20 protein-coding genes are annotated in these 21,657 nt (G+C 64.7%); 10 read left to right on the plus strand and 10 right to left on the minus strand.

Features of this window, described 5'->3' with window-relative positions; translation table 11 throughout:
• Positions 1–68: 68 nt before the first annotated feature.
• Positions 69–755, minus strand: coding sequence for a peroxiredoxin (locus FIV42_RS23840; RefSeq protein ID WP_141200119.1), 687 nt, complete (start codon positions 753–755; stop codon positions 69–71).
• A gap of 69 nt (positions 756–824) precedes the next feature.
• Positions 825–1,016: a hypothetical protein gene (locus tag FIV42_RS23845; RefSeq protein WP_141200120.1), complete on the minus strand. Its 192-nt coding sequence runs from the start codon at positions 1,014–1,016 to the stop codon at positions 825–827.
• Here FIV42_RS23845 and FIV42_RS23850 point away from each other — a divergent pair.
• The 4 genes from FIV42_RS23850 to FIV42_RS23865 all read left to right on the plus strand — a co-directional run bounded on the left by FIV42_RS23850 (position 1,015) and on the right by FIV42_RS23865 (position 5,633).
• Positions 1,015–1,998 (plus strand): sigma-54 interaction domain-containing protein, encoded by a 984-nt coding sequence (locus tag FIV42_RS23850; RefSeq protein ID WP_141200121.1) that lies wholly within the window; start codon positions 1,015–1,017, stop codon positions 1,996–1,998. The two genes, FIV42_RS23845 and FIV42_RS23850, sit on opposite strands and share 2 nt — an antisense overlap.
• A gap of 112 nt (positions 1,999–2,110) precedes the next feature.
• Complete coding sequence (locus tag FIV42_RS23855; RefSeq protein ID WP_141200122.1) at positions 2,111–3,484, plus strand: flavin-containing monooxygenase; 1,374 nt, start codon at positions 2,111–2,113, stop codon at positions 3,482–3,484.
• On the plus strand, positions 3,484–4,311 hold the full coding sequence (locus tag FIV42_RS23860; protein WP_141200123.1) for an alpha/beta hydrolase: 828 nt from the start codon (positions 3,484–3,486) through the stop codon (positions 4,309–4,311). Before FIV42_RS23855 ends, FIV42_RS23860 begins: the two co-directional genes overlap by 1 nt.
• 98 nt (positions 4,312–4,409) lie before the next feature.
• Entirely contained in the window at positions 4,410–5,633 is a 1,224-nt protein-coding gene (locus FIV42_RS23865; protein WP_246099108.1) for an Ig-like domain-containing protein, read from the plus strand.
• 3 nt (positions 5,634–5,636) lie between these two features.
• On the opposite strand, the gene FIV42_RS23870 is transcribed toward FIV42_RS23865, so the two are convergent.
• The 5 genes from FIV42_RS23870 to FIV42_RS23890 form a co-directional block, all read right to left on the minus strand.
• The gene (locus FIV42_RS23870; RefSeq protein WP_141200124.1) at positions 5,637–6,065 is read right to left on the minus strand and encodes a cupin domain-containing protein; all 429 of its coding nucleotides are present in this window, start codon (positions 6,063–6,065) and stop codon (positions 5,637–5,639) included.
• A gap of 143 nt (positions 6,066–6,208) precedes the next feature.
• Positions 6,209–7,990 (minus strand): hypothetical protein, encoded by a 1,782-nt coding sequence (locus FIV42_RS23875; protein WP_141200125.1) that lies wholly within the window; start codon positions 7,988–7,990, stop codon positions 6,209–6,211.
• A 65-nt stretch (positions 7,991–8,055) separates the two neighbouring features.
• Complete coding sequence (locus FIV42_RS30785) at positions 8,056–8,448, minus strand: hypothetical protein (RefSeq protein ID WP_222615304.1); 393 nt, start codon at positions 8,446–8,448, stop codon at positions 8,056–8,058.
• 74 nt (positions 8,449–8,522) lie between these two features.
• Positions 8,523–9,875, minus strand: coding sequence for a cytochrome-c peroxidase (locus FIV42_RS23885; protein ID WP_141200126.1), 1,353 nt, complete (start codon positions 9,873–9,875; stop codon positions 8,523–8,525).
• Positions 9,872–10,342, minus strand: a complete 471-nt coding sequence (locus FIV42_RS23890) for a FixH family protein (protein WP_168210903.1) — start codon at positions 10,340–10,342, stop codon at positions 9,872–9,874. The genes FIV42_RS23885 and FIV42_RS23890 overlap by 4 nt, the downstream gene beginning before the upstream one ends.
• Before the next feature lie 134 nt (positions 10,343–10,476).
• On the opposite strand from FIV42_RS23890, the gene FIV42_RS23895 reads away from it, so the two are divergent.
• The gene (locus FIV42_RS23895; RefSeq protein ID WP_141200128.1) at positions 10,477–12,201 is read left to right on the plus strand and encodes an alkaline phosphatase family protein; all 1,725 of its coding nucleotides are present in this window, start codon (positions 10,477–10,479) and stop codon (positions 12,199–12,201) included.
• Between the two features lie 94 nt (positions 12,202–12,295).
• Positions 12,296–12,898 carry a class I SAM-dependent methyltransferase gene (locus tag FIV42_RS23900; RefSeq protein WP_141200129.1) on the plus strand — a complete coding sequence of 201 codons (603 nt, stop codon included), beginning with the start codon at positions 12,296–12,298 and terminating at the stop codon, positions 12,896–12,898.
• Positions 12,899–13,299: 401 nt separating this feature from the next.
• Here FIV42_RS23900 and FIV42_RS23905 read toward each other — a convergent pair whose 3' ends face one another.
• The 3 genes from FIV42_RS23905 to FIV42_RS23915 all read right to left on the minus strand — a co-directional run bounded on the left by FIV42_RS23905 (position 13,300) and on the right by FIV42_RS23915 (position 16,697).
• The gene (locus tag FIV42_RS23905; protein WP_141200130.1) at positions 13,300–14,094 is read right to left on the minus strand and encodes a hypothetical protein; all 795 of its coding nucleotides are present in this window, start codon (positions 14,092–14,094) and stop codon (positions 13,300–13,302) included.
• 841 nt (positions 14,095–14,935) lie between these two features.
• Positions 14,936–15,814, minus strand: coding sequence for a universal stress protein (locus FIV42_RS23910; protein ID WP_141200131.1), 879 nt, complete (start codon positions 15,812–15,814; stop codon positions 14,936–14,938).
• Positions 15,815–15,899: 85 nt separating this feature from the next.
• Positions 15,900–16,697, minus strand: a complete 798-nt coding sequence (locus FIV42_RS23915) for a sulfite exporter TauE/SafE family protein (RefSeq protein WP_141200132.1) — start codon at positions 16,695–16,697, stop codon at positions 15,900–15,902.
• A gap of 427 nt (positions 16,698–17,124) precedes the next feature.
• Between FIV42_RS23915 and ccoN the strand changes: the two genes are divergently transcribed.
• Genes ccoN through ccoG form a run of 4 tightly spaced genes read left to right on the plus strand, consistent with a single transcriptional unit; the run spans position 17,125 to position 21,648 of the window.
• Positions 17,125–19,380 carry a cytochrome-c oxidase, cbb3-type subunit I gene (ccoN, locus tag FIV42_RS23920; protein WP_141200133.1) on the plus strand — a complete coding sequence of 752 codons (2,256 nt, stop codon included), beginning with the start codon at positions 17,125–17,127 and terminating at the stop codon, positions 19,378–19,380.
• Positions 19,377–19,550: a hypothetical protein gene (locus FIV42_RS30365; RefSeq protein ID WP_168210904.1), complete on the plus strand. Its 174-nt coding sequence runs from the start codon at positions 19,377–19,379 to the stop codon at positions 19,548–19,550. Before ccoN ends, FIV42_RS30365 begins: the two co-directional genes overlap by 4 nt.
• A gap of 22 nt (positions 19,551–19,572) precedes the next feature.
• On the plus strand, positions 19,573–20,175 hold the full coding sequence (locus FIV42_RS23925) for a cbb3-type cytochrome c oxidase N-terminal domain-containing protein (RefSeq protein WP_141200134.1): 603 nt from the start codon (positions 19,573–19,575) through the stop codon (positions 20,173–20,175).
• Positions 20,176–20,181: 6 nt separating this feature from the next.
• Positions 20,182–21,648, plus strand: a complete 1,467-nt coding sequence (gene ccoG, locus FIV42_RS23930) for a cytochrome c oxidase accessory protein CcoG (RefSeq protein ID WP_141200135.1) — start codon at positions 20,182–20,184, stop codon at positions 21,646–21,648.
• Positions 21,649–21,657 lie beyond the last annotated feature (9 nt).

Genomic DNA, 21,657 nt, shown 5'->3' on the forward strand with positions numbered 1-21,657 from the left:
TTTACCCTGGTTGTGGTGCGTGGTGATGGTGGTGAATGACGTTGCTCCTTCGCATTTCCCCGTCCGGCTTACGAGTCTTTGTCGACGTCGCGGCTCTGGTAGTACCAGTCGACGACCTCGACGAACCCGGCGTTCGACTGCAGTCGTAGTTGGTTGACGGTGCGCGGCGGGTCGGTCAGCACCGGCTGACCAGGCGACCAGTCCGCCGGACACTGCACGTCGTGGCGATCGGCGGTCTGCAGCGCGTCGATCAGGCGCAGCAGCTCGTCGGTGCTGCGGCCGGCTTCCAACGGGTAGTGAAACATCGCGCGCAAGCGCCGCTCGGGATCGATGATAAACATCGCGCGCACCGGGGCGGTGTTCGAACTCGCCTCGTGCACCATTCCATACAGCCGGGCGACCTTCTGGTCGACGTCGGCGATGATTGGAAATGGCACATCTATATGAAACTTGTTGCGGATGCTCTCCAGCCAAGCCAGGTGGCTGAACACGCTATCGACCGAGCACCCTAGCAAGACGACGTTTCGCTCCTGGAATTGCGGCGAGGCTTCTGCCAGCGAGACAAACTCCGAAGTGCACACCGGGGTGAAGTCGGCCGGATGCGAAAACAAGACGACCCATTTGTCCGGGTGCCAATCGTACAGGCCGATGTAGCCGTGGGTGGTCTCGGCTTCGAAGTCGGGGACCGGGGCATGAAGCTGTAAGCAGGGGGCTTGCGCGCGAGTATCTTCGTGTGATTGACGGGGATCGCTCATGGTTCTTCGATGCTCCGCGTTGTAAAAAACAGCCACGACAGCCGCTGGAGTCTTATTAGGAAACAAACTTCATGCCAACACCGACGCGATGACTGCCTCGGCGGACAATCCGCGCCAGCGCTGCCTCAGGCGCATCGCGCAGGTGCGCCCGATACTTTGATGCGCCGGGGAGATGGGGAGTTGCAGTTCGTCGTTGAAACGATATGTTTCAACATCAGGATTCAACACTCGGTCCCTACACCATCTGGTCTGCAGCGTCATGGGTAAACTCTTGAAGCCACCGGGGCACGAGCCCACCAACTTCCACGGGCTGATCACCGTGTCGCCCCAGATGCGCCAACTCTTCTCCGAAATCGAAAAGGCCTCGGCCAGCAGTGCTCCGGTGCTGCTGCGTGGCGAGACGGGTACCGGCAAAGAACTCGTCGCCCGCGCGCTCCACCGCTTGAGCCGCCGGTTTCGCGGCCCATTTCGCGCCCTCAACTGCGCGACCCTGACCCGCGAGATGCTCGCCTCGGAGCTGTTCGGCCACATCAAGGGGGCGTTTACCGGGGCGACGCGCAGCCGCAAAGGGCTCTTCGAGCTCGCCGACGGCGGCACGCTCTTCCTCGACGAGATCGCCGAGCTGCCGCTCGACTTGCAGGCGCGTCTGTTGCGGGTCATCGAGCAGCGAAGCTTCGTGCCGCTGGGCGGCACCGAGCAGGTCTCCGTCGACGTACGACTGCTGTCGGCCACGCACCGCTCCCTGCGACACGCGGTCGACGAAGGTCGCTTTCGGGCCGACCTGATGTTTCGCTTGCGCGTGGTCCCCATCTTCTTGCCGCGCCTGGCCGAGCGCGAGGGCGATATCGAGGCGTTGACCTGGCATTTTATCAGCGTCTTCAACGGCCGCGGCCCCCGGCGGGTCGAGGCGGTCGACTCCGAGGCGATGGACGCGCTCGAGGCTTACGACTGGCCGGGCAACGTACGCGAGCTGAGCAACGTCATCGAGTACGCCTTCGTCATGGGCGAAGGGGAGGTGTTGACCCTCGACGAACTCACCCCCGAGCTGCGCGAGGAGCCGCCGCCGATCGCCGCGCATCGGCGCGCTGACGATCGAGGTGACGAGCAGGACGAGGAGCGCCGGGAGCTCATCGACGCCCTCGAGCGGGCCCATGGCAAGAAGACCAAGGCGGCGGATCTACTCGGGATCAGCCGCACGACCCTTTGGCGCAAGCTCAAAGAGCACCAGATCGATGATTGGTGAGTAATCACTTACCACTTAACTCCAGGCGGGGAGTTGTCTATACTCGGTCCGCGTTGACCATCCGGTCAGACGCGTTGCACGCGAATCAAACTTACACGAGTGCGGGACAATCATGGCAAACCAGAAGGAGCGCGAGCCCGTCGACCGTCGCAGCGCCATTTGCGTGGTGGGCGCCGGGAGCTCGGGGCTGGCGACCGGCAAGAACCTGCGCGAGTACGGCTTCGACGTCGACATCATCGAGCGTGAGGACGAGGTCGGCGGCAACTGGAATTTCGGCAAAGAGAACTCGCGCGTCTACGAGTCGACGCACACCATCTCGTCGAAGCCGTTTACCCAGTATCCCGACTTCCCGATGCCGGATGCCTTTCCGGATTACCCGCACCACTCCGAGATCCTCGAGTACCTCATCCACTACAAGCAGCACTTCGGCCTCGCCGAACTCATCGAGTACGACACCGAGGTCGTCGGGGTCGAGCCGCGAGACGAAGGCTTGTTCTGGGACGTGACGCTCCGATTGCCCGACGGCAGCGAAGAGACCCGCCGCTACGGCGGCCTGGTCATCGCCAATGGGCACAACTGGTATCCGAAGATCCCCAACTTCCCGGGCGAGTTCGACGGCGAGGTGCTCCACTCGGCCGACTACAAGAGCCCGGAGGTCTTCGAGGGCAAACGCGTGTTGGTCGTCGGCGCCGGCAACACCGGCTGCGACGTGGCCGTCGAGGCGGGACAGCACGCCGAGATCTGCTATCACAGCACCCGGCGCGCCTACTGGTATTCGCCCAAATACGTCATGGGCAAGCCCTCCGACCAGATCTTCGACATGCTCCTGGCCGCCCCGATTCCGCACCGGGTGGTCCAGTTTCTGCTCGAGAAAGCCTCGCGGCTGACCTCCGGCGATATCGAGCGCATCGGCCTCCCCGAGCCCGACCACCACTTTTTGGAGACCCACCCCATCGTCAATAGCCTGCTGCTCTACTATATCGGCCACGGCGAAATCGTGCCCAAGCCCAACGTAGAGCGCTTCGAGGGCAAGACGGTCCACTTCGAGGACGGCTCGTCGGTCGAGGTCGACGTGGTCGTCTACTGCACGGGTTACCTGATTCGGTTCCCGTTCATCGACCACGACCACCTCAATTGGCACAACGGTCGGCCGCAGCTGTACATGCACGTGTTTCACCCCACCTACGACAACTTGGCGGTCATCGGGCTGATCCAACCCGACAGCGGCCAGTTCAAGCTGGTGCACTGGCAGAGCGTGGCCCTTGCCAAGTTGATGAGGTTACGTCGCGAAAACCCGGCGGCGGTGCGTCCGTTCTTGCGCCACTTTCGAAAGCACTGCGACGAGGTGTTGGGCGCCGGGGTCAAATACAAGGAGTCGACGCGTCACTACGTCGAGATCCAGCACATGTCGTACCTGGAAGAATTGGCTGAATTGATCGAACGATTGGATGCCGCACGCCCCCAACTGTCCCGACTGGAATATTGATGCGAAGAGCTTACGCAGATACCCGAGAGCGCGTGTTGCGGCGGCTGGACTGGGCGTTTCCGCCCGAGCCGGTCGACCTGGAGATTGTTCGCCGTGTTCCGCAGCACAAGACCGACAAGCCCCCCATTCTGTTCGTCCACGGGCTGGGCCACGCCGCCTGGGCGTTCGACGAGCACTGGATGCCCGCCCTGGCCGAGCGCGGCTGGCCCTGCTACGCGGTCAGCTTGCGCGGCCACGGCAACAGCGGCTCCGCAGACGGCGCCACCCTGCGCCACTACGAGCACGACGTGATGCAGGCGGTCATCGAGCTGCCCGAGCGCCCCGTCATCGTCGGCCACGCCGCCGGCGCGTTGGTGGTGATGCGTGTGCTCGAGCGCTACGCCGCTCGCGCCGGGGTCTTCGTGGCGCCGGTCCCCGCCCACGGCGGTGTCGGCATCGCCAGGCGAATGGCGACACGTTTCCCGGGTGATTTCGCCAAGGGCTTGCTCGCTCGGCCGCTGCGCTGGCGGAAAGAGCACTTCTTCTCCGACAAGCTCGACGACGCCACCGCCCAGCGCTATCTGCGCCGCTTCGAGTCGCCGTCGGCCTGCAACCAATACGAGATGCTCCTGCCGCGTGAGCCGCGCCCGTCGAAGGCGCCGGTATTCGTCATCGGCAGCCGCGACGACGCCTTCGTCCCCCCGCGCGACACCGAACGCACCGCGCTCTCCTACAACGCTCGCCTGCGCATGTTCGTGGGCATGGGTCACTCGATGATGCTCGACGCCGGCTGGGAAGAGCCGCTCAAGGCGATGGAGGCGTGGCTGGAGCGCACGGTACTCGACTGAGCGCGTCGCCCACCGAGTCACAGAGCGGGGTTGGGATTTCGCGGCGTCTTCGGGTAATATCCACGCATCGAGCTACTTTTTTCGGAGATGACCGCGTGATGCGCCTCACTCACGCCCTGACAACGATTGTTCTATCCGCCGCTTTGGCTGCCGGTTGTGCGAGCACCGAGCTGCCCGAGCAGACGTCCGACGCCACACTCCAGGACGCCTCCGTCGAGCCCGACGCCGGCGGGGATGTCGCTCCTTTCGACGCGCAAAACGACACGGCTGACGCCTCGCCACCGCAGGACACCGGCGAGGACGCGAGCTGTGAGCCCACCACCTGCGAGGCGCTGCAGGCCTGCGGCCCCGTCGACGACGGGTGCGGCGGCTCGCTCGACTGCGGGGCGTGCCCCGAGGTCGAGCAGGTCAAGATCTCTCCGACGGGCAATCAGGTACTGCAGGTCGGCGCCGAACTCCAACTCGACGCGGTGGCCACGGCGACCGACGGCTCGCAGACCTTCTGTGAGTTCGGGTGGTCGAGCGGGGACCCCACGATCGCACGCGTCACGACCGACGGCACGGTCTCGGGGCTCGAGGCGGGCATCACCGACATTCGCGTGGAGTGTCGCGGGGCGACCGACCGCGTGCGCGTCTACGTCAACGACAGCGGGCTTTCGGCGGCGTTGACCGACCCGGCGAGCCTGGCCATGTGGTTTCGCGCCGACGTGGGCCTGAACTTTTCGGGCGGGGCTTCGGTCGAGGAGTGGGAAGATCTGTCGGGCAACGGCTCCATCGTCGCCAACGACAGCTTTTCGAGGCATCCGCGGCGGGTCAACGGCGCCATCAACGACAAGCCGGCGCTGCAATTTACCGGCAATCAGGAGCTTCGCACCACCGCGAGTCACGCCGCGCTCGACGAGGCGACGATCTTCGTGGTCGCCAAGAACACCGAGGCGACCCACCGCGGCCAGATTCTGTCGAATTGCAACGACGGCGGGAACAACCAACTTCGCTTCGACGGCTCGGCCGACGGGCTCTACTTCTACGGCCAAGAAAACGGGCTCGACGAAGCGGTCACCGTCGGAAGCCCCACCACCGACTACAGCGTCGTCACGGTGACGTTGTCGAATTCGCAGCTACGCGTGCGTCAGAACGCCCAGGACCAGGCGAGCGTGTCGGTGTCGGCCAACGGGACGTGGAACTTCGGCCAGATCGGCGCGCGCTGCTCCTCGGAGCACCTCGAAGGCGAGGTCGCCGAGATCTTGGCCTACTCACGCGTGCTCGGCGACACGGAGCTCGGCGAAGTCGAAGCCTACCTCATGACCCGCTACGGCCTGTAGCGTTCAATCCGGTTTGTTGGCGGTGGTGCGCTCCTCTTTGCGCTGCAGGTGCACCGTCAGCAGCATGCGCGAGTCTTCGACCGCGCGCACGTCGTGCTCGACGTTGGGCGCCAAGAACAGAAGCTGGTCGTCCTCCAGGTGGTGGATCTCCTCGTCGGTCTCGACTTCAAGATACCCGTCGAGCACGTGAATGGTCACCGCCCCGTCGACCACGTGCTCGGGCATGCAGCCTCCCTCCTCGAAATGGAAGAAGGTCAGCGTCAGCGAGTTGCTGTGGGCGATGGTGATCTGGCGGTGCCCGTCGACCGCAGGATGGTCTTCCTCGACGAGCTCGTCATAACACCTGTCGAGGTCGATCTTTCGCTCGGCCGGGGCAAATCGCACGGTCGGATGGGGGCGCAATCGTCCTTCTCCGCGGCGTTCGGTGGTCATCGTATCGGCTCCGTCTCAGTCAGTGTGGTCAGCGATGGGCTGTCTCCGTGGAAGGTAAGCACGCGCCGAAGGCGAAACAAAACCGCCCGGGCGAGGGGAGTCCCTCGCCCGGGCGGTTGGTGTGCGCTAGTTGTTAGCCGCGGTTACGGCTGGATGCTCGTGACCTCGTAGTCGACGTAGCAGCCGTAGAAGCGCAACGCCGACGACTCGGTGTCCGGGGTGAAGTTACCCGAGATGTAGTAGGTGTACGCGTCGTTGTCGACGTTCGCGTAGGCAATGGTGGTGTCCGGCGCGTCGTAGAAGCTGGTCCGCGAGCCAACTGTGTCGTCCTCGGAGGAGATAGCGACGGTTCTGTAGGTCGGAGTGGTCCCGCCGATACTCAGGCGGCGAAGCGCGAAATCCCACGCCAGATCATCGTCGGGCGACAAGTTGGTGTCATCCAAATTGTCGACTGCGAGGCAGTTGAACTCGGTGATCGTGGCACCCTGGGGCAACTCGATGCGTGCATCGAGATCGACGCGTGTGCCAGACCCTCCCGTTTGTACGTACATGTAGCCAGCCAGGGAGATGAACGTGTTGGTGTTTTCCGGGTTTCTGCTGAACTGGAAGTCGTGGACCGACACGAACCGACGTCCGCTCTTGGCGGTGTTGTAGTTGAAGTTGTCGGCCGAGACGTTTCCACCGAAGCTCTGATCACCGGTCAGCGTCGCCGCCGTGCCGTCGATCTTGGTCGGCGCGATCGCCGCGTTGCTGGCCACCTGAGCATCCGAGATGCCGCCGTTGGCCACCGAGAAGGTCGTGCCGCTGAGCGCCAGGCCGGTGCCCGCGTTGTAGGTGGTGTCGGTGTCGGTGTCGATGTCCGTGGCGCACTGGACGGTGCCGTCGGCGTTGACGCCCACGATCTTGTCACCCGAGGCGCACGTGCCGCTGACGCGCGACTGGATCGTGCCCGTGTCGACCGAGAAGGTCCCGCCGTTCAAGGCCAGACCGCTTCCGGCGGCGTAGGTGTTCTGGGTGTCTTGGTCGGTGCCGCACACCACGCTGCCGTCCTGGTTGACGCCCATGACGTACTGGCCGCTGCCGCAGGTGCCCGTCACGCGCTGCTGCACGGCGGTGTAGTCGACCGCAAATTGGTTGCTGGTCAACTGCAGGCCGGCGCCGGCCAGGTAGGTGGTGTCTTCGTCGGCCTGGCAGGCCCAACTGGTGCCGTTCCACTTCAGAAGCTGGCCGCTCGTGCAGCCCGAGTTCAGGCTGATGGCGTTGTTGGCGTCGATCTCGACGCCTGCGCCGGCGGTGTAGGTGGTGTCCTCGTCGGCGTCGGCCGCGCACGACCACTGGCTGTTACCCGCGTCCCACTTCAGGATATTGTCGTCGGGGCAGGTGGTGATCAGGCCGATCTCGTTGTTCGAGTTGACCTGGACTGCGCCGGTGCCCGCGTAGGTGGCGCCGTCGTCGCCGTCGCTCAGGTCCGCCGGCACGTTCTGGATGTCGGCCCAGTCGGGCTGGTAGCCGGACGGGGCGAAGTCGGCCGAAGTCTTGCCCTCGAGGGTCGCGGCGTTGCCGGCCACGGCGGCGTACGGCACGCTCGCCATCTTGAGCCGCGGGCTCATCTCGCTGCCTCCGTCGACCGCCAGGCCAAGATACAGATCTTGGTAGTCCTCGAAGATCACCAAGTCGGGGGTCAGATACGCGGTAAACGCGCCGGCGTCGGCGCTCACGTCGAGCGTCTCGGAGTGCAACTCTGCGCCGCCGCTCTGGGCGTCGTAGATCTTGAAGGTGACCGTGACGCTGCCGTCGACCGGCACGCCGCTGTCGTAGGTCAGGTAGGCCTGGACCGGTACCTCTGCGGGTACCTGGGCTGCGGCCACCGAGGGCACCGAGAGTGCCAGGGCGAGCGCTGCTGCTGCTACTGTGCGCAATTTCATTATAAACCTCAAAATTCTCGTTCAGCTCTAGATAGTTCTGTGCTGTCTTGTCGTGTCGTTTACGCCTACGGGCTCACCGGGCCGAGTTGGATGCGGTAGCCACCGCCTTCGGCTTGTCCGCGAATGGGCGCGCCGATGCCGATGACGGCTTTGTAGCCGCCGCCTTCGGTGGTGCCCCCGCCAGAAGCGGACTGGTAGAACTCGGGTGGGGTGAACGACGGGCCGGTGTCGGGTCCGGTATCGGGACCGACGTCGGGACCAGTATCCGGACCAGTATCCGGACCAGTGTCCGGACCGGAGTCTGGGCCGCTGTCGGGCCCGACATCAGGTCCCGTGTCCGGGCCTACGTCAGCCTGCGAGTTGTTCTCGGACAACTCTCCGCCGGTTTCATCACCGCCACAGGCTGCGAGCGACACAGACAGACAGGCGATGCAAATCAATAACCTGCGTCTGAGCATGGGTGGTACCCCCTCGTTAAATTAGGGAAAAAACTTCTTGTAAAACGTTGAGGGGATTTTAAGACAAGAGATTATTAATGTCCAGAAGGTTGTCTGGGCCCGTTTGGCGGGCGTGTGAGAGCGTCAGGTAGTGGTGCGCCGGTGAGCGTTTCAAAGAAGGCGACAAGCGCGTCGACCTCCTCGTCGCTCAGGTCGAGCTCGACGAGGGTCTCGTCGCGGTGGCCGACGAGCACGGGGGATTCGTCGAGCTCGGCGTAGAAGCGCACGACCTCTTCGAGGGTCTCGAAGTGGCCGCCGTGCATATAAGGTGGGGTGAGGGCGACGTTTCGCAGCGTCGGCGTCTTGAATTGGCCCTCGTTTTCGGGCTGCTGGGCCAAAAAGCGAAGCTCTCGGGCGCGCTCGCCGTCGGGGGCGTCCGAAAACGCGCCGGCGGCGTTGAACGGGTCGGCTTTGACCTCGGGGACGGCGTCCCAGCGGCCCAGGTCGTCGGGGACGAGCCAGCCTCGCGGCTCGAAGCCGAGGTTGTGGAACTCGAAATTGGTCATCAGGGGGCCGGCGTGGCATTTGGTGCAGCCGGCGCGGCCGACAAAGAGCTTCAGCCCCTCTTTTTGCTGCTCGTCCAATGCCGACAGTTTCTCGGCGTCGCCGTCGCGCAGCCCCTCGACGTAGCGATCGAAGGGGGCGTCGAGGGAGACGAGCTGCATCTCGTAGGCCGCGATGGCCTTCGTGACGTTCGTCAGGATGCGGTCGACCGTTCGCTGGTCCTCGGCGCTCATCGACGCCCAGGCTCGTGCGTGCGGATGGTCGGGGCTGCCGGGGACAGGGCGGCCGGAGGCGGGGAATCGGTCGGGGTCGCTCAGGTCGGGCAGGGCGCCGAAGACCGCCTCGTAGGCCGCGCGCAGCTCGGCGTCGCCGGCGACCAGGTGTGCGATGTCGAGCCGCGTCGTTCCCTGCTCGTTGGGCGCCTCGAGCGGCTCGATCGCCTGCGCCCACAGCGAGTCGGTGCGCCCGTCCCAAAAATACCAGCGGTTGAACGCCGCGTTGAGCAGCGTGGGGGCGTGGCGGGCGGTCGTACCCATCGCCTCGGAGAGCTGTCTGGGGTCGGCAAAGCCGTGGTCAGGGCGGTGACAGGTCGCGCACGACTGCTCGCCGTCGCCCGACAGGCGGGTGTCGAAGTACAAAAATTGGCCCAGACGCGCGGCGCCCGGGTCGTCGGCGACCGCGTTGGTCGGGTCGGCGGGCAGAAATTCGCCCTCGGGCGACAGCTTGTTGATCGCTTCGAGCTCGTCGTGATCGAACGTCCCGCTCGGGTCGGTCAGGCCGCTCGGCGAGGCGGTCGCCCCCGGCGGGACGTCCGTGTCGTCGGCGCAGCCCGCGGCGGCGAGCCAGCCTGCGAGCATCGCTATGGCGAGTGATTCGCGCTTCATTGGCCGCAGCACATCACTTCGAAGACCGCCGTGTCGGCAGTGCCGTCTCGGTCAACGCTCACCGCAATCTCCCAGCGCTCGGCGGGCGACTGGCTCTCCATGTGGAACTTCATGCCCTCGACGAGGTAGGTCCCGTCGTCGTTGTTGGTCACCGTCGGCTCGGTATTCATGCCGTGGCCGTGGGCGGGCATCGTCACCTCGACGCTCACGTCGGCGTCGGCGACGGCGTTCGCCATGTCGGCCGACTCCCAGACTTCGACGTCGAGCTCGAAGAGTTGATTGAACGGAATCGGGTCGGGGGAGGGCGTGTAGGCGACGTAAAACGCGCCGCTTTCGGTGAGCTTGGCGCGCGACTCGCCGGAGTCCTGGCCGTCCTCTTCGGCGCCGCAGCCCAGCCCGAAGACGACGAGCGCGCAGACGAGCACCGCTCGGAGACGAAAAGAGAGCAATTGATCAGATAAGCGCACGCCGTACCTCACACAGGACATCACAAGGCGGAAAGTTCTTCGCGACCGTAGGGACGAGCCTAGAGACTCGCTCGGGCGATGTCCACCGCTCGTCAGCCCGCGCGGTGGTGTCGACTTTCCGGGAGGAAGTGGACGTGTCTTCGACTCGCGGCGATGTGATGGACGCTCGCAACCTACTTATTTCGACAGCCCTCGCGCTGGCGGTGGGCACGGTCGGGGTGTCGTGCTCGTTTTTGGCGACGCCCATCTCCGAGCAGATCGAGTACGTCATCGAGGGCGAGCAGGTCGAGCTGCGCGACCCGATGCGCCCGGCCCGCGGCGCGCCCCGAGTGCTCGTCTTCGCCCTCGACTCGGTCGGCCGCGACGCGTTTCGACGCGGGGTCGACTCGGGCGAGCTCGCCCAGGTCGCGCGGCTCCTTGGTGAGCGCCGCGCACACGACACCTACGAGCACGCCTACATGGCCCGCGACGCCCTGACGACGCTCCCGTCGGTGACCATTCCCGCCTGGACGAGCGTCTACACAGGCCGCCCGCCGGCCGACACCGGCATCCCCGGCAACGAGTGGTACGACCGGCAGACCTCGAGCTTCTTTGCCCCGGCGCCGACCACGGTGGGCGACCACGACCACATCATCCGGATCTTGACCGACAACTTCCTGAACAACCAACTCGAGGTGCCCACGCTCTTCGAGCTGGCCAAGGTGCGCAGCTTCGTGGCCATGGCGCCGGTCTACGAGGGCGCCGACCTGTTCACCAAGCCCGACCTCGACGAGATCCTCCCCGTGCTCGGCGGCATCGCCGAGGGCGTGGTCGGCCCGAACAGCGTCGACCGCGAGATCTACGCCGAGCTCGACGAGGAGGCGGCCGACGGGGCGGTCGACGCCATCGAGGAGCACGGCGTGGCCGACCTGCAGGTGCTCTACCTGCCCGGCATCGACCTCTATACCCACGTCGCCAAACGCCCCAAGCAGAGCCAGCGCCGCTACATGCGCGAGGTCATCGACCCGCTCATCGGCGAGGTCCTCGACGCCTACCGCGAGCGCGGCGCGCTCGACGACACCTACGTGCTCTTCATCTCCGACCACGGGTTTACGCCCACCAAAAACGACGACCGCCACGCCCTCGAATGGGACGGGCGCGACGAGCCCCCGCAGGTGCTTCGCCACGCGGGCTTTCGCGTGCGTCGCGACAAGCTCGAGGTCGACGACGACGAGCGCGACTACTCGGCGGTGGTCGCCTACCAGGGCGCCATGAGCTACATCTACCTGGCCGACCGCTCGACGTGTGCCCGCCGCGGCTCGCGCTGCGACTGGACGAAGCCGCCACGCTTCGACGAGGACGTCCTGGAGGTGGTGCGCGCGTTTCACGCCAACAACGCGCTCGGCTGGCCGGTCCGCGAGCTGCAGGGCACCCTCGACCTCATCCTCGCTCGCCGCCCGGTCCCCGCCGGGCAGGACGCTGGGCCCTTCGAGGTCTGGGACGGCCAAAAGCTCGTGCCCATCGACCGCTACGTCGCCGAGCACGGCCGCGACGACCTCCTCGACTTCGACCGCCGCATGCGCCAACTCGCCGCCGGCCCTTACGGCCACCGCGTCGGCGACGTCGTCCTGCTCAGCAAGGCCGGCATGGGCCGGCGCATCGACGACCGCTACTATTTCTCCGAGCCGTACCGCTCCTGGCACGGAAGCGCCCACGAGGCCGACTCCCTGGTCACCTTCACGCTCGCCCACCCCACCCGCAGCGGCGATGAGCTGCGTGAGTTGGTGCGTGGCGTGGCCGGCGACGGGCTGGACGTGTTAGATGTGACGCCGTTGGTGCTCACTCTTTTGGAGAAGGATGGCGATTTGTCGCACGATTGAGGGGTGGAACGGCCGATCACGATCACGATCACGACGACGATCACGTCCGACCCCAAACCCCAAAACCCCAAAACCCCCAAACCCCTACATCCCCATGTCCGAAAACTTCTGGAACGAAAAATACGATATCGAAGGCTACCGCTACGGCACCACGCCGAACACGTTCGTCGCCGAGCAGGCCGTCGCGCACGTGCCCAGCCAGGGCAAGGTGCTGTGCCTGGGCGCAGGCGAGGGCCGAAACGCCGTCTGGCTGGCCGAGCAGGGCTTTCTGGTCACGGCGGTCGACGTCTCCAGCCGCGGCCTGGGCAAGCTCGAGCAGCTCGCCGAGGACCGCGACGTGTACGTGACCACCGTGCAGGCCGACGTCGCCGACTACACGCCGGAGGCCGGCGAGTTCGACGCCGTCGTGCTCAACTACCTGCACCTACCCGCCGCGCTGCGCCGCCCGGTGCACCAAAAGGTCGTCGACGCGTTGCGCCCCGATGGCGTCGTCATCCTGGAGGCGTTTCGCCCCAAACAGCTCGACTACGGCACCGGCGGGCCGCCCTCGGCGGACCTGATGTATAGCGCGCAATTATTGCGTGAGGATTTCGGCGAGTTGACGTTCGAGTATCTCGAGGAGCTCGAGATCGAGCTCGACGCCGGCCACGGGCACCGGGGAACCGGTGCGGTGGTGAGGATGGTGGCGGTGCGGTAGGCGCGTTCGGTGCGGGTGCTTCCAGCGCGCGTTCGGTGCGGGTGCTTCCAGCGCTCGTTCGGTGCGGGTGCTTCCAGCGCTCGTTCGGTGCGGGTGCTTCCAGCGCGCGTTCGGTGCGGGTGCTTCCAGCGCGCGTTCGGTGCGGGTGCTTCCAGCGCGCGTTCGGTGCGGGTGCTTCCAGCGCTCGTTCGGTGCGGGTGCTTCCAGCGCTCGTTCGGTGCGGGGGCTTCCAGCGCTCGTTCGGTGCGGGTGCTTCCAGCGCTCGCTCGGTGCGAGGCCATCTTGGCCTCGTCGACGAGGGCAAGATGCCCCCGCACCGAAGGAGGGTCGACGAGGGCAAGATGCCCCCGCACCGAAGGAGGGTCGACGAGGGCAAGATGCCCCCGCACCGATCGTCTCGCTCACGCCTCGACGGGCTCCTCGTCCGTGTCGACGACCGGCTCGTCGGGCGTTTGCGGCTCGTCGAGGTCTTCGGGTTCGGGAAGCCCCTTGTTGCGCCGCGCCGTCGGGCGCACCTTCTCGGCGAGCGCGTCCTTGCGGGCCAGGTAGAACAGGCCCACGGCCACCTCGGCGACGCCGCGGTAATCGTACTTCAACTCGGCCTCGGCCTCGTCGCGCTCCGAGCGCGCCTGCTGGGTCTGGCGGGTGTCGGACTCGTTGTCGCGGGTGGCCTGCTCGACCTCGGCGCGCAGCGCGGCGAGCGTGTTGGCGTACTCGTTGGCGTCCAGCGGCTGTCGCCGCGGGCGCGTCTCGCTCGGAAAGCCCACCTGACGAAGCTGCTGCTCGAAGCCGGCCGACGCCTGGATGATGTCGTGGGCGTCGGTCGGCGTCTCGCCGGTGTAGCCGAGCCGGTCGGCGACCTGGGCGCCGTAGGTGCCCGCGATCTGGCTGCGCTGCCAGAAGACTTCCTCGCGCAGTGTCTCTACCGTTTCGTCTTCCGACTGGCTCGCCGCGGAGTCCTCACCCATTTCGACCATCACGCGGCTGGCCAACGCCGAGAAACTCTCGGTCGAGCCCTCCAGGTAATCGGCCAAGTCGAGCATGAACTGCTCGACGGTCAGGTCGGTCGGCGCATTGCCGTCGTAGACGAGCTCGACGATGCTCGCGGCGACTTCGGGACCCTGCGTGCGCAGGGCTCCGATGACCGTACCGGTGACCAGTTTGAAGTTGGCTGCTGTCTTCGAAAGAACTGCCATAGCGTCTCCTTGTTTAGTGCCACGGCCCGAACTCAATCGGATTCGGCGGGCACCACGCGTGAGTAACGAGTTACAAACACGCGCCTGCACACGGATCGACTTCGCGGTGCCATCCCACAGCAAAGAGGCGAGCTGGGGCGGTCACGGCGAGACCACACGGCCCTCAGACAGGCACACTCCCCATCGAGGAGTTTTGATTGATGAGGCCCAACCATACCGAACCGTTGGAGGGGGGCCAAGTAGAAATGGGCGGCGGCGCTGAACCCGACCTCGTTTCGGGATTGGAAACGCACTCGAGTTCAGCCCGCGACACCATTTTCAGCCGGGAGGTCGACTGGAAGCAGACTCCCGCGCCATTTTGCAGCGGAACCTGCTTCCGAGGGCAGGGCGGCGCGGCTTTCGCAGACTAGAAGAGGGCCGGCGAGCAGGCCTCATCGCTTTTCGGGGCTGGAAGACGGCTCGAAAACAGACCGCGACGCCGTTTCCAAGTTGGAAATGACGTCTCGGTCTGCTCGGCGAAGCATTTGGTCGTGCGAAATGGTCGGCGGGTCTGCTCGCGAGGCGTGTTCGCGTCGCAAATGCGCGCGAGTTCTGTTCCGGAGGTCTTTTCCGTCCGCAGAATGCGGTCGGGGTCGCGTTGCGACCGAAGGCTCGTGTCGCAAATGAGGGCGAGTTCAGCTCGTGCGTCTATTTCGGCGGGGCGCGCGGCGTCCTCGCCCGCCCTGGGGCGTCCCCGCCCCAGCTTGTGTGTCCTTAGGCGAGGCGTTCGCACCGCCTACACACGTGCGGGGCCCGAGACGGACCCCGGCGGTCGGGGACGACCGCGCCCCAACGTCCGCACTCACGGCACGGTCATCACCGCGCAGGGCGGGTGGCGCAGCACGCGGGCGGCGGTGCTGCCGAGCATGACGCGTTTGAGGCCGCGGTGGCCGGCGGTGCCCATGCAGATGAGGTCGACGCCTTCTTCGTCGGCGACGTTGTCGATGGCGGCCGAGGGCGTGCTGATGCGCAGCAGGCGCGAGCTGTCGAGGTCGGTCAGGTCGAACTCCTCGATGAACTGGTCGAACTCGGCCCACTTTTGCTCTTCGTAGGCTTCGACCGACTCGGGCGGGGCCTGCATGTCGAGCAGGGCGAGGCTGGCGGCGGGTAGGGCGAAGGCGTGCAAGATCAGCAGCTCGGCGTCGTTTTGGCGGGCGAGGTCGGCGGCGAGCTCGAGGCTTTTTCGGCTGAAGTCGGAGAAGTCGACCGGGGCCAAGATCTTGTGGAACGACTCGCCTTTGGCCTCGGGCGGTACGGTGAGCACGGGGATTTCGCTGCTGCGGACGACGTGCTCGGCGCTGCTTCCCAGCAGGACGTTTTTGAGGGGGCCCGCGCCCGTCGAGCCGAGCACGAGCAGGTCGGCGTTGTGGGCGTCGGCGGCGGCGAGGATGCCGTCGGCGGCGCTTTTGAGCTCGACGACGTAGGAGACGTCGGCGGGCATCTCGTCGTCGTCGAGGACCTCGCGCACCGTCTCGCGCAGCCGCGACTCGGCGACCTTGCGGATGCGCTCGGGGACCTCCCAGGGGGTCTGGACCAGGTGGCGCCAGAACGCGTCCTCGTCGGCGTGGACCACGCTGTGGGCCACGACCAGCTTGCCGTCGCCCGCGCGCGCCAGGTGGGCGGCGTGGCACAGCGCGGCGTGCGAGTTTTTCGAGAAGTCGATTGCTGCGAGGACGGTCATGGCGTCTCTCCGGTGGGTATAGCGCGGGAGCAGGCCTTGCGGGGTTGGGGCGCCACAAGGCCTACTCTCCAATTAACATTTTCAGCTACCAAAACATAATTACCAGCTTTTCGCCAAATAGCTCGAACGGCACGTGCAGGTGGTCGATCCAGCCGTTGGCGGCGGCCGAGATCAGCCCGAGCCAAAGGCCCGACAGGATGATGGCGTAGGGGATGATCTTCTCGCCGAGTTGCCGCACTGCGGGTTTGCATACCAGAGGGGCGGTGCCCGCGAAAAGCAAAACCGGGGTGGTCAGCGCGACCAGGCCCACCATGATCAGCGCGCCGTGCAGCGGGCTTGCCGTCGAGGCGGAGAGGCCGAGCACCCAGAACATGAGCATGCAGGGGAGCAGGCCCATGACCGCGCCGATGAGCATCATCTGCATGGGGCCGCGCCGCGGGGCGAGCCGGCGCACGCGGCGCATAACATTTCCTAAGAATTTTCCGGTCGCCGAACTCGTTGACGAGCCGGAGGGCAGCTTGAGGCGCTTGGCGACCGGCTCGATTCGCAACAAGCCGGCGCCTACGAGCGCCACGGCGACGAGCAGGCCGGCGACCTTGGTCAGCGGGCCGATGAATGCCTCGGCCGCGGCCCCCGCTAGACCGGCGGCGGCGCCAATTAACGCGTAAGTTAGCGCGCGGCCGCCCTGGTAGGCGAGCACGTTGCCGGCGCGTTGGCGAAGCTGGGTGAACCAGCTCGCGTCCGCCTCGCCGGGTCCATGCGCGCCACTTTGAGTGGCCACCAAGCTGCCCACGATCGGCCCGCACATGCCCGAGCAGTGCACGGTGACCCACAGCAAGCCAAGCCCCAGAAGTTGTGTATATTGAGGTAGATACTCTTCCAAACCGCTCTCCGTGTCCCGGATGAGGTGATCCAGATCAGCGCATGATCCAGATCAGGCGTCATTGCCCTGGCCCACCTGACACAAGAGCATAACCCGTGCCAATTGTTCCAAATCGGCAGATTTTGCGTATTTGCGACACCTCGATGGGGCAAGGGGTGCGCAAAATGTGCGCATCGCCCGCGACGCCTGCAAATATTACGGGGTGTTCAAAATGGATTGAACTGAATCTGTGTTCATTTTCGCCCGCAGGACGTTGAGGCGTCCACTCACGCTAAAACTTTCCACCTGCTTGGCATGGATCGTGAAAGTAGCGCACGACGACTCCGCGCGATGTGTGGAGACCCAGTTGTTAGAAAGTAAGTCAGAGAGACCTAGGTGTCATGAACTCATTCTTCTTCGATAGAACTGAAACAGGAGGGCGCTCCCAATGAGTACAGGGACGAGCGCTAAAGCGCCAAAGACCAAACTCGAGAAAGTAAAATACGACGATAAGATCGTCCGGATGTTCGTCTGGGCGACGATGATCTGGGGTATCGTCGGCATGCTAGTGGGTGTGGTGATCGCCCTCCAATTGGCATGGTGGCCGTCGAATATCGGTGAGCACTTCACCTTCGGCCGGCTGCGTCCCCTGCACACGAACGCGGTGATCTTTGCGTTCGCGGGTAACGCGATCTTTGCGGCGGTGTATCACTCGTCGCAGCGTCTGCTGAAGACGCGCATGTTCAGCGACGTTATGAGTCGGTTCCACTTCTGGGGCTGGCAGGCCATCATCGCCTCGGCGGCGATCACATTACCCTTAGGGTTTACACAAACCCACGAGTACGCCGAGCTGGAGTGGCCGATCGACATCGCCATCACCCTGGTGTGGGTTGTGTTCGCGGTGAACTTCTTCGGGACGCTCAAGAAGCGTCGCGAGAAGCACATGTACGTGGCGCTGTGGTTCTATATCGCCACGATCGTGACCGTGGCGATTCTGCACATCTTCAACAACCTGGTCGTGCCGGTCGACGCCTTCAAGAGCTACCCGGTCTTCGCAGGCGTGCAGGACGCGCTGATCCAGTGGTGGTACGGCCACAACGCGGTCGCCTTCTTCCTGACCACCCCGTTCTTGGGCCTGATGTACTACTACCTGCCCAAGGCGGCCGACCGTCCGGTCTTCTCGTACAAGTTGAGTATCGTTCACTTCTGGTCGCTCATTTTCATCTACATCTGGGCCGGCCCGCACCACCTTCACTACACCGCGCTGCCCGAGTGGGCGTCGACGCTGGGGATGATCTTCTCGATCATGCTCTGGATGCCGTCGTGGGGTGGTATGATCAACGGTCTGTTCACCCTGCGAGGGGCGTGGCACAAGCTGCGTAAAGACCCGGTGCTCAAGTTCTTCGTGGTCGGTATCACCTTCTACGGCATGTCGACCTTCGAGGGTCCGATGCTGTCGGTCAAAGCGGTGAACTCGCTGAGCCACTACACCGACTGGACCATCGGCCACGTCCACGCCGGCGCGCTGGGCTGGAACGGCTTCATGACCTTCGGCATGATCTACTGGCTGATTCCGCGCATGTGGAAGACCAAGCTGTACAGCAAGACCTTGGCCAACGTGCACTTCTGGATCGGCACCGTCGGTATCCTGCTGTACGTCATCGCCATGTACTCCTCGGGTATCACCCAGGGTCTGATGTGGCGCGCCTTCGACGAGACCGGTCGCCTGATGTACCCCGACTTCATCGAGACGGTCGTCCAGATCGTGCCGATGTACTGGGTGCGCTTGGTGGGTGGCTCGCTGTACCTCATCGGTGTGCTCATCGGCTTCTACAACCTGGTGATGTCGGTGCTCAAAGCGCCCAAGGGCCTGACCGACGAAGAGGTCGAAGTGGCCGCGCCGGCATGGCGTCACAAGGCTGCCGACCAGGGCGAAGACGGCACCGTCGAGACCTACGACGCCGCGCTGTTCCGCCTGCAAGAGAAGCTCAAGGGTGGATGGCACCGCTTCCTGGAAGGTTGGCCGCTGGTCTTCACCGTGCTGACCACCATCGCGGTGGCCATCGGTGGCGCCGTCGAGATCTTCCCGACGCTGCTCATCGACAGCAACATCCCCAAGATCGCCTCGGTCAAGCCGTTGACCCCGCTGGAGCTCGAGGGCCGCGACATCTACATCGAAGAGGGCTGCGTGAGCTGCCACTCCCAGATGGTGCGTCCGCTGCGCCACGAGATCGAGCGCTACGGCGAGTACTCCAAGCCGGGCGAGAGCGTCTACAACCGTCCGTTCCTGTGGGGCTCGAAGCGTACCGGTCCGGACCTGGCCCGCGTGGGCGGCAAGTACCCGCACCTGTGGCACGTACGCCACATGAAAGACCCCAGGCTGACCAGCCCGAAGTCGATCATGCCGTCGTACCCGCACTTGTTGACCAACGAGCTCGACCTGAGCGACGCGGACGACAAGCTCGAGACGATGGCCATGCTCAACGTGCCCTACACCGCCTCGGACATCGAGACGGCCGAGGAGCACGCGCGTAAGCAGGCCAAAGAGATCGCGACCGAAGTCGAGACTCAGGGTGGCCCGGCCGGCCTCGAGGATCGCAAGATCGTCGCGCTGGTGGCCTACCTGCAGCGCTTGGGCACGGACATCAAACGAGAAGAAGCCAACGAGAACGCCGTCGAAGACGACAAGGCAGGTGACCAATGAAGCGTGAAGTCATGGAAGCCGCAGATCTTTCGATCTATGCGGAAATCGGACTGATTTTATTCGTCCTCGGGTTCGTGTTCGTCCTCATTCGCGTGCTTCTCTACAAGAAGGAAGAGGTCGAGCATCTGGAGCAACTTCCACTGGATGGAGACGCCGAATCTGGCGCCTGAATAGCCTCGAAGGTGATATACAATGAGTAGTCAGACGAACAATCAACAGAGCTCCTCGGGCGACCAGTACGCCGACGAACTGCTCGACCACAACTACGACGGCATTCAGGAGTACGACAACCCGATGCCGGGATGGTGGAAAGCCATCTTCTACATCACGATCGTGTGGGCGGCGGTCTACTTCGTCGGGATCAACATGGGCTATATCCCCACCTACCAGGACGACCTGGAGCGGGGACAAGCCGAGCTGCAGGCGATGCGTGACAAGCATCAGCAAGAAGCTCCCGCGGTCGACGCGGCCATGTTGGCCCAGGCCGTCGAGGACGAAGCCATGCTCGCCGACGGCAAGGCCGCCTTCATGACCAACTGTGCGTCGTGTCACGGCCAGAAAGGCGAGGGCCTCATCGGCCCGAACCTGACCGACAAGTACTGGCTGCACGGTGGCGAGCTGACCGACATTCACAAGGTCGTCAAAGACGGCGTGACCGCCAAGGGCATGCCGGCCTGGGGCAATATCCTGACCCAGGACGAAGTGGTCGGCGTGGTCGCCTACATCGAAACGATCAAGGGCACCAATCCGCCGAACGCCAAAGAACCTCAGGGTGAGCCCGTCGAGGGCAAGTAGGACATTATGTCTGCACCATCCACAACTGATAGCAACAAGCAAAAAGGGGGCGTCCCCGACGCCCCCATCCAGGTCCTCTCCACGATGACCAACGACGGCAAGCGCCGCTGGCTCTACCCCGTGTTGAGCAAGGGCAAGCACTTCTGGCGGCGGCTCGCCGTCGCCGTGGGGCTGATCGCGCTCTTTTTGGCGCTTCCCGTCGTCCACGTCGGTGGCAACCCGGCGGTGTTCCTGGATGTGATTCACCGCGAGTTCCACTTTTTCGGTCTGACGCTGTATCCGACCGACACCATCTTGCTGATGGTCTTCTTGCTGCTCAGCCTGCTGGGCGTCTTCATCCTGACCGCCTTTTTGGGGCGTGTCTGGTGTGGGTGGGGATGTCCGCAGACAGTCTATTTGGAGTTCGTGTTCCGGCCCATCGAGCGGCTCATCGAGGGCCGCGAGATGCAGCGCAAGCGGCGCGACGAGGGGCCGTGGAACTTCGACAAGATCTGGCGCAAAGGGGCCAAGTGGGGCATCTTTGCGGCCATCGCCATCTTCCTGTCGCACGCCTTTTTGGCGTACTTCGTCAGCTGGGATTCCCTGCTGGCTTGGATGGGGGGCTCGCCCGGTGAGCATTTCGGCGTCTTCTTCGCCATGCTGCTCGTCAGCGGACTGATCTTTTTCGACTTCGCCTATTTCCGCGAGCAGATGTGCACGATCACGTGCCCGTATGCTCGTCTGCAGTCGGCCCTGCAGGACAAAGACTCGATGATCGTGGCCTACGACCCCAACCGCGGTGAGCCGCGAGGGCGTCGCACCCGCGAGCTTCGCAAAAAGGAGAAGGCCGGCCTCGACATCCCGCTGGGCGACTGCATCGACTGCGGGGCGTGCGTGCGCACCTGCCCGACCGGTATCGACATTCGAGAAGGTCTGCAGATGGAGTGCATTGCTTGCACCCAGTGCATCGACGCGTGCAACGGCATCATGGAGGGCATCGGCAAGCCCCACGGGCTCATCCGATACAGCTCCGAGCATGCCATCGAGGACAACAAGCCCACGCGCATCATCCGCCCGCGCACCATCGCTTACGGCCTGGTGTGGACGGCTCTGCTCAGCGCGTTCGTGTGGATGCTCGCCGGCCGCGAGCCGCTCCATGTCGACGTGGGCCGCATCCCGGGCGCGCCGTTCACCATGATCGATGACGACTCGGTGGCCAACCGCGTGCGCTTCCGCATGCGCAACCAAACCGGCGAGAAGGCGACGTTCCACATCGAGCCGATCACGCCCAAGAGCGCCGAGGTCAAGGTCGTGGGTCAACCCGACATCGTCCTCGACCACGGCGAGATGCGTCGCGTGGAGACCTTCGTGGTCGCGCCCAAGGCCGATTTCGGCGCGGACGGCCAGATCGACTCTCAGTTTCGCGTCGTCGGTCCCGACGGCATCGAGCAAGTGGTCGACTTCACCCTGATGGGTCCATCAAAACAACTCTAAACCTTTTGT

Origin of the sequence: Persicimonas caeni (genome assembly GCF_006517175.1) — a bacterium.
Lineage (GTDB): Bacteria > Myxococcota_A > Bradymonadia > Bradymonadales > Bradymonadaceae > Persicimonas > Persicimonas caeni.

Bases quoted from the DNA above. Each gene is read 5' to 3' on its own strand.
- FIV42_RS23870 (WP_141200124.1), bottom strand. From the start codon at position 6,065: ATGACCACCGAACGCCGCGGAGAAGGACGATTGCGCCCCCATCCGACC.
- FIV42_RS23875 (WP_141200125.1), bottom strand. From the start codon at position 7,990: ATGAAATTGCGCACAGTAGCAGCAGCAGCGCTCGCCCTGGCACTCTCG.
- FIV42_RS23925 (WP_141200134.1), top strand. From the start codon at position 19,573: ATGAGTAGTCAGACGAACAATCAACAGAGCTCCTCGGGCGACCAGTAC.
- ccoG (WP_141200135.1), top strand. From the start codon at position 20,182: ATGTCTGCACCATCCACAACTGATAGCAACAAGCAAAAAGGGGGCGTC.
- FIV42_RS23855 (WP_141200122.1), top strand. From the start codon at position 2,111: ATGGCAAACCAGAAGGAGCGCGAGCCCGTCGACCGTCGCAGCGCCATT.
- FIV42_RS23905 (WP_141200130.1), bottom strand. From the start codon at position 14,094: ATGGCAGTTCTTTCGAAGACAGCAGCCAACTTCAAACTGGTCACCGGT.
- FIV42_RS23910 (WP_141200131.1), bottom strand. From the start codon at position 15,814: ATGACCGTCCTCGCAGCAATCGACTTCTCGAAAAACTCGCACGCCGCG.
- FIV42_RS23900 (WP_141200129.1), top strand. From the start codon at position 12,296: ATGTCCGAAAACTTCTGGAACGAAAAATACGATATCGAAGGCTACCGC.
- FIV42_RS23860 (WP_141200123.1), top strand. From the start codon at position 3,484: ATGCGAAGAGCTTACGCAGATACCCGAGAGCGCGTGTTGCGGCGGCTG.
- ccoN (WP_141200133.1), top strand. From the start codon at position 17,125: ATGAGTACAGGGACGAGCGCTAAAGCGCCAAAGACCAAACTCGAGAAA.
- FIV42_RS23840 (WP_141200119.1), bottom strand. From the start codon at position 755: ATGAGCGATCCCCGTCAATCACACGAAGATACTCGCGCGCAAGCCCCC.
- FIV42_RS30365 (WP_168210904.1), top strand. From the start codon at position 19,377: ATGAAGCGTGAAGTCATGGAAGCCGCAGATCTTTCGATCTATGCGGAA.
- FIV42_RS23845 (WP_141200120.1), bottom strand. From the start codon at position 1,016: ATGACGCTGCAGACCAGATGGTGTAGGGACCGAGTGTTGAATCCTGAT.
- FIV42_RS23885 (WP_141200126.1), bottom strand. From the start codon at position 9,875: ATGAAGCGCGAATCACTCGCCATAGCGATGCTCGCAGGCTGGCTCGCC.
- FIV42_RS30785 (WP_222615304.1), bottom strand. From the start codon at position 8,448: ATGCTCAGACGCAGGTTATTGATTTGCATCGCCTGTCTGTCTGTGTCG.
- FIV42_RS23850 (WP_141200121.1), top strand. From the start codon at position 1,015: ATGGGTAAACTCTTGAAGCCACCGGGGCACGAGCCCACCAACTTCCAC.
- FIV42_RS23865 (WP_246099108.1), top strand. From the start codon at position 4,410: ATGCGCCTCACTCACGCCCTGACAACGATTGTTCTATCCGCCGCTTTG.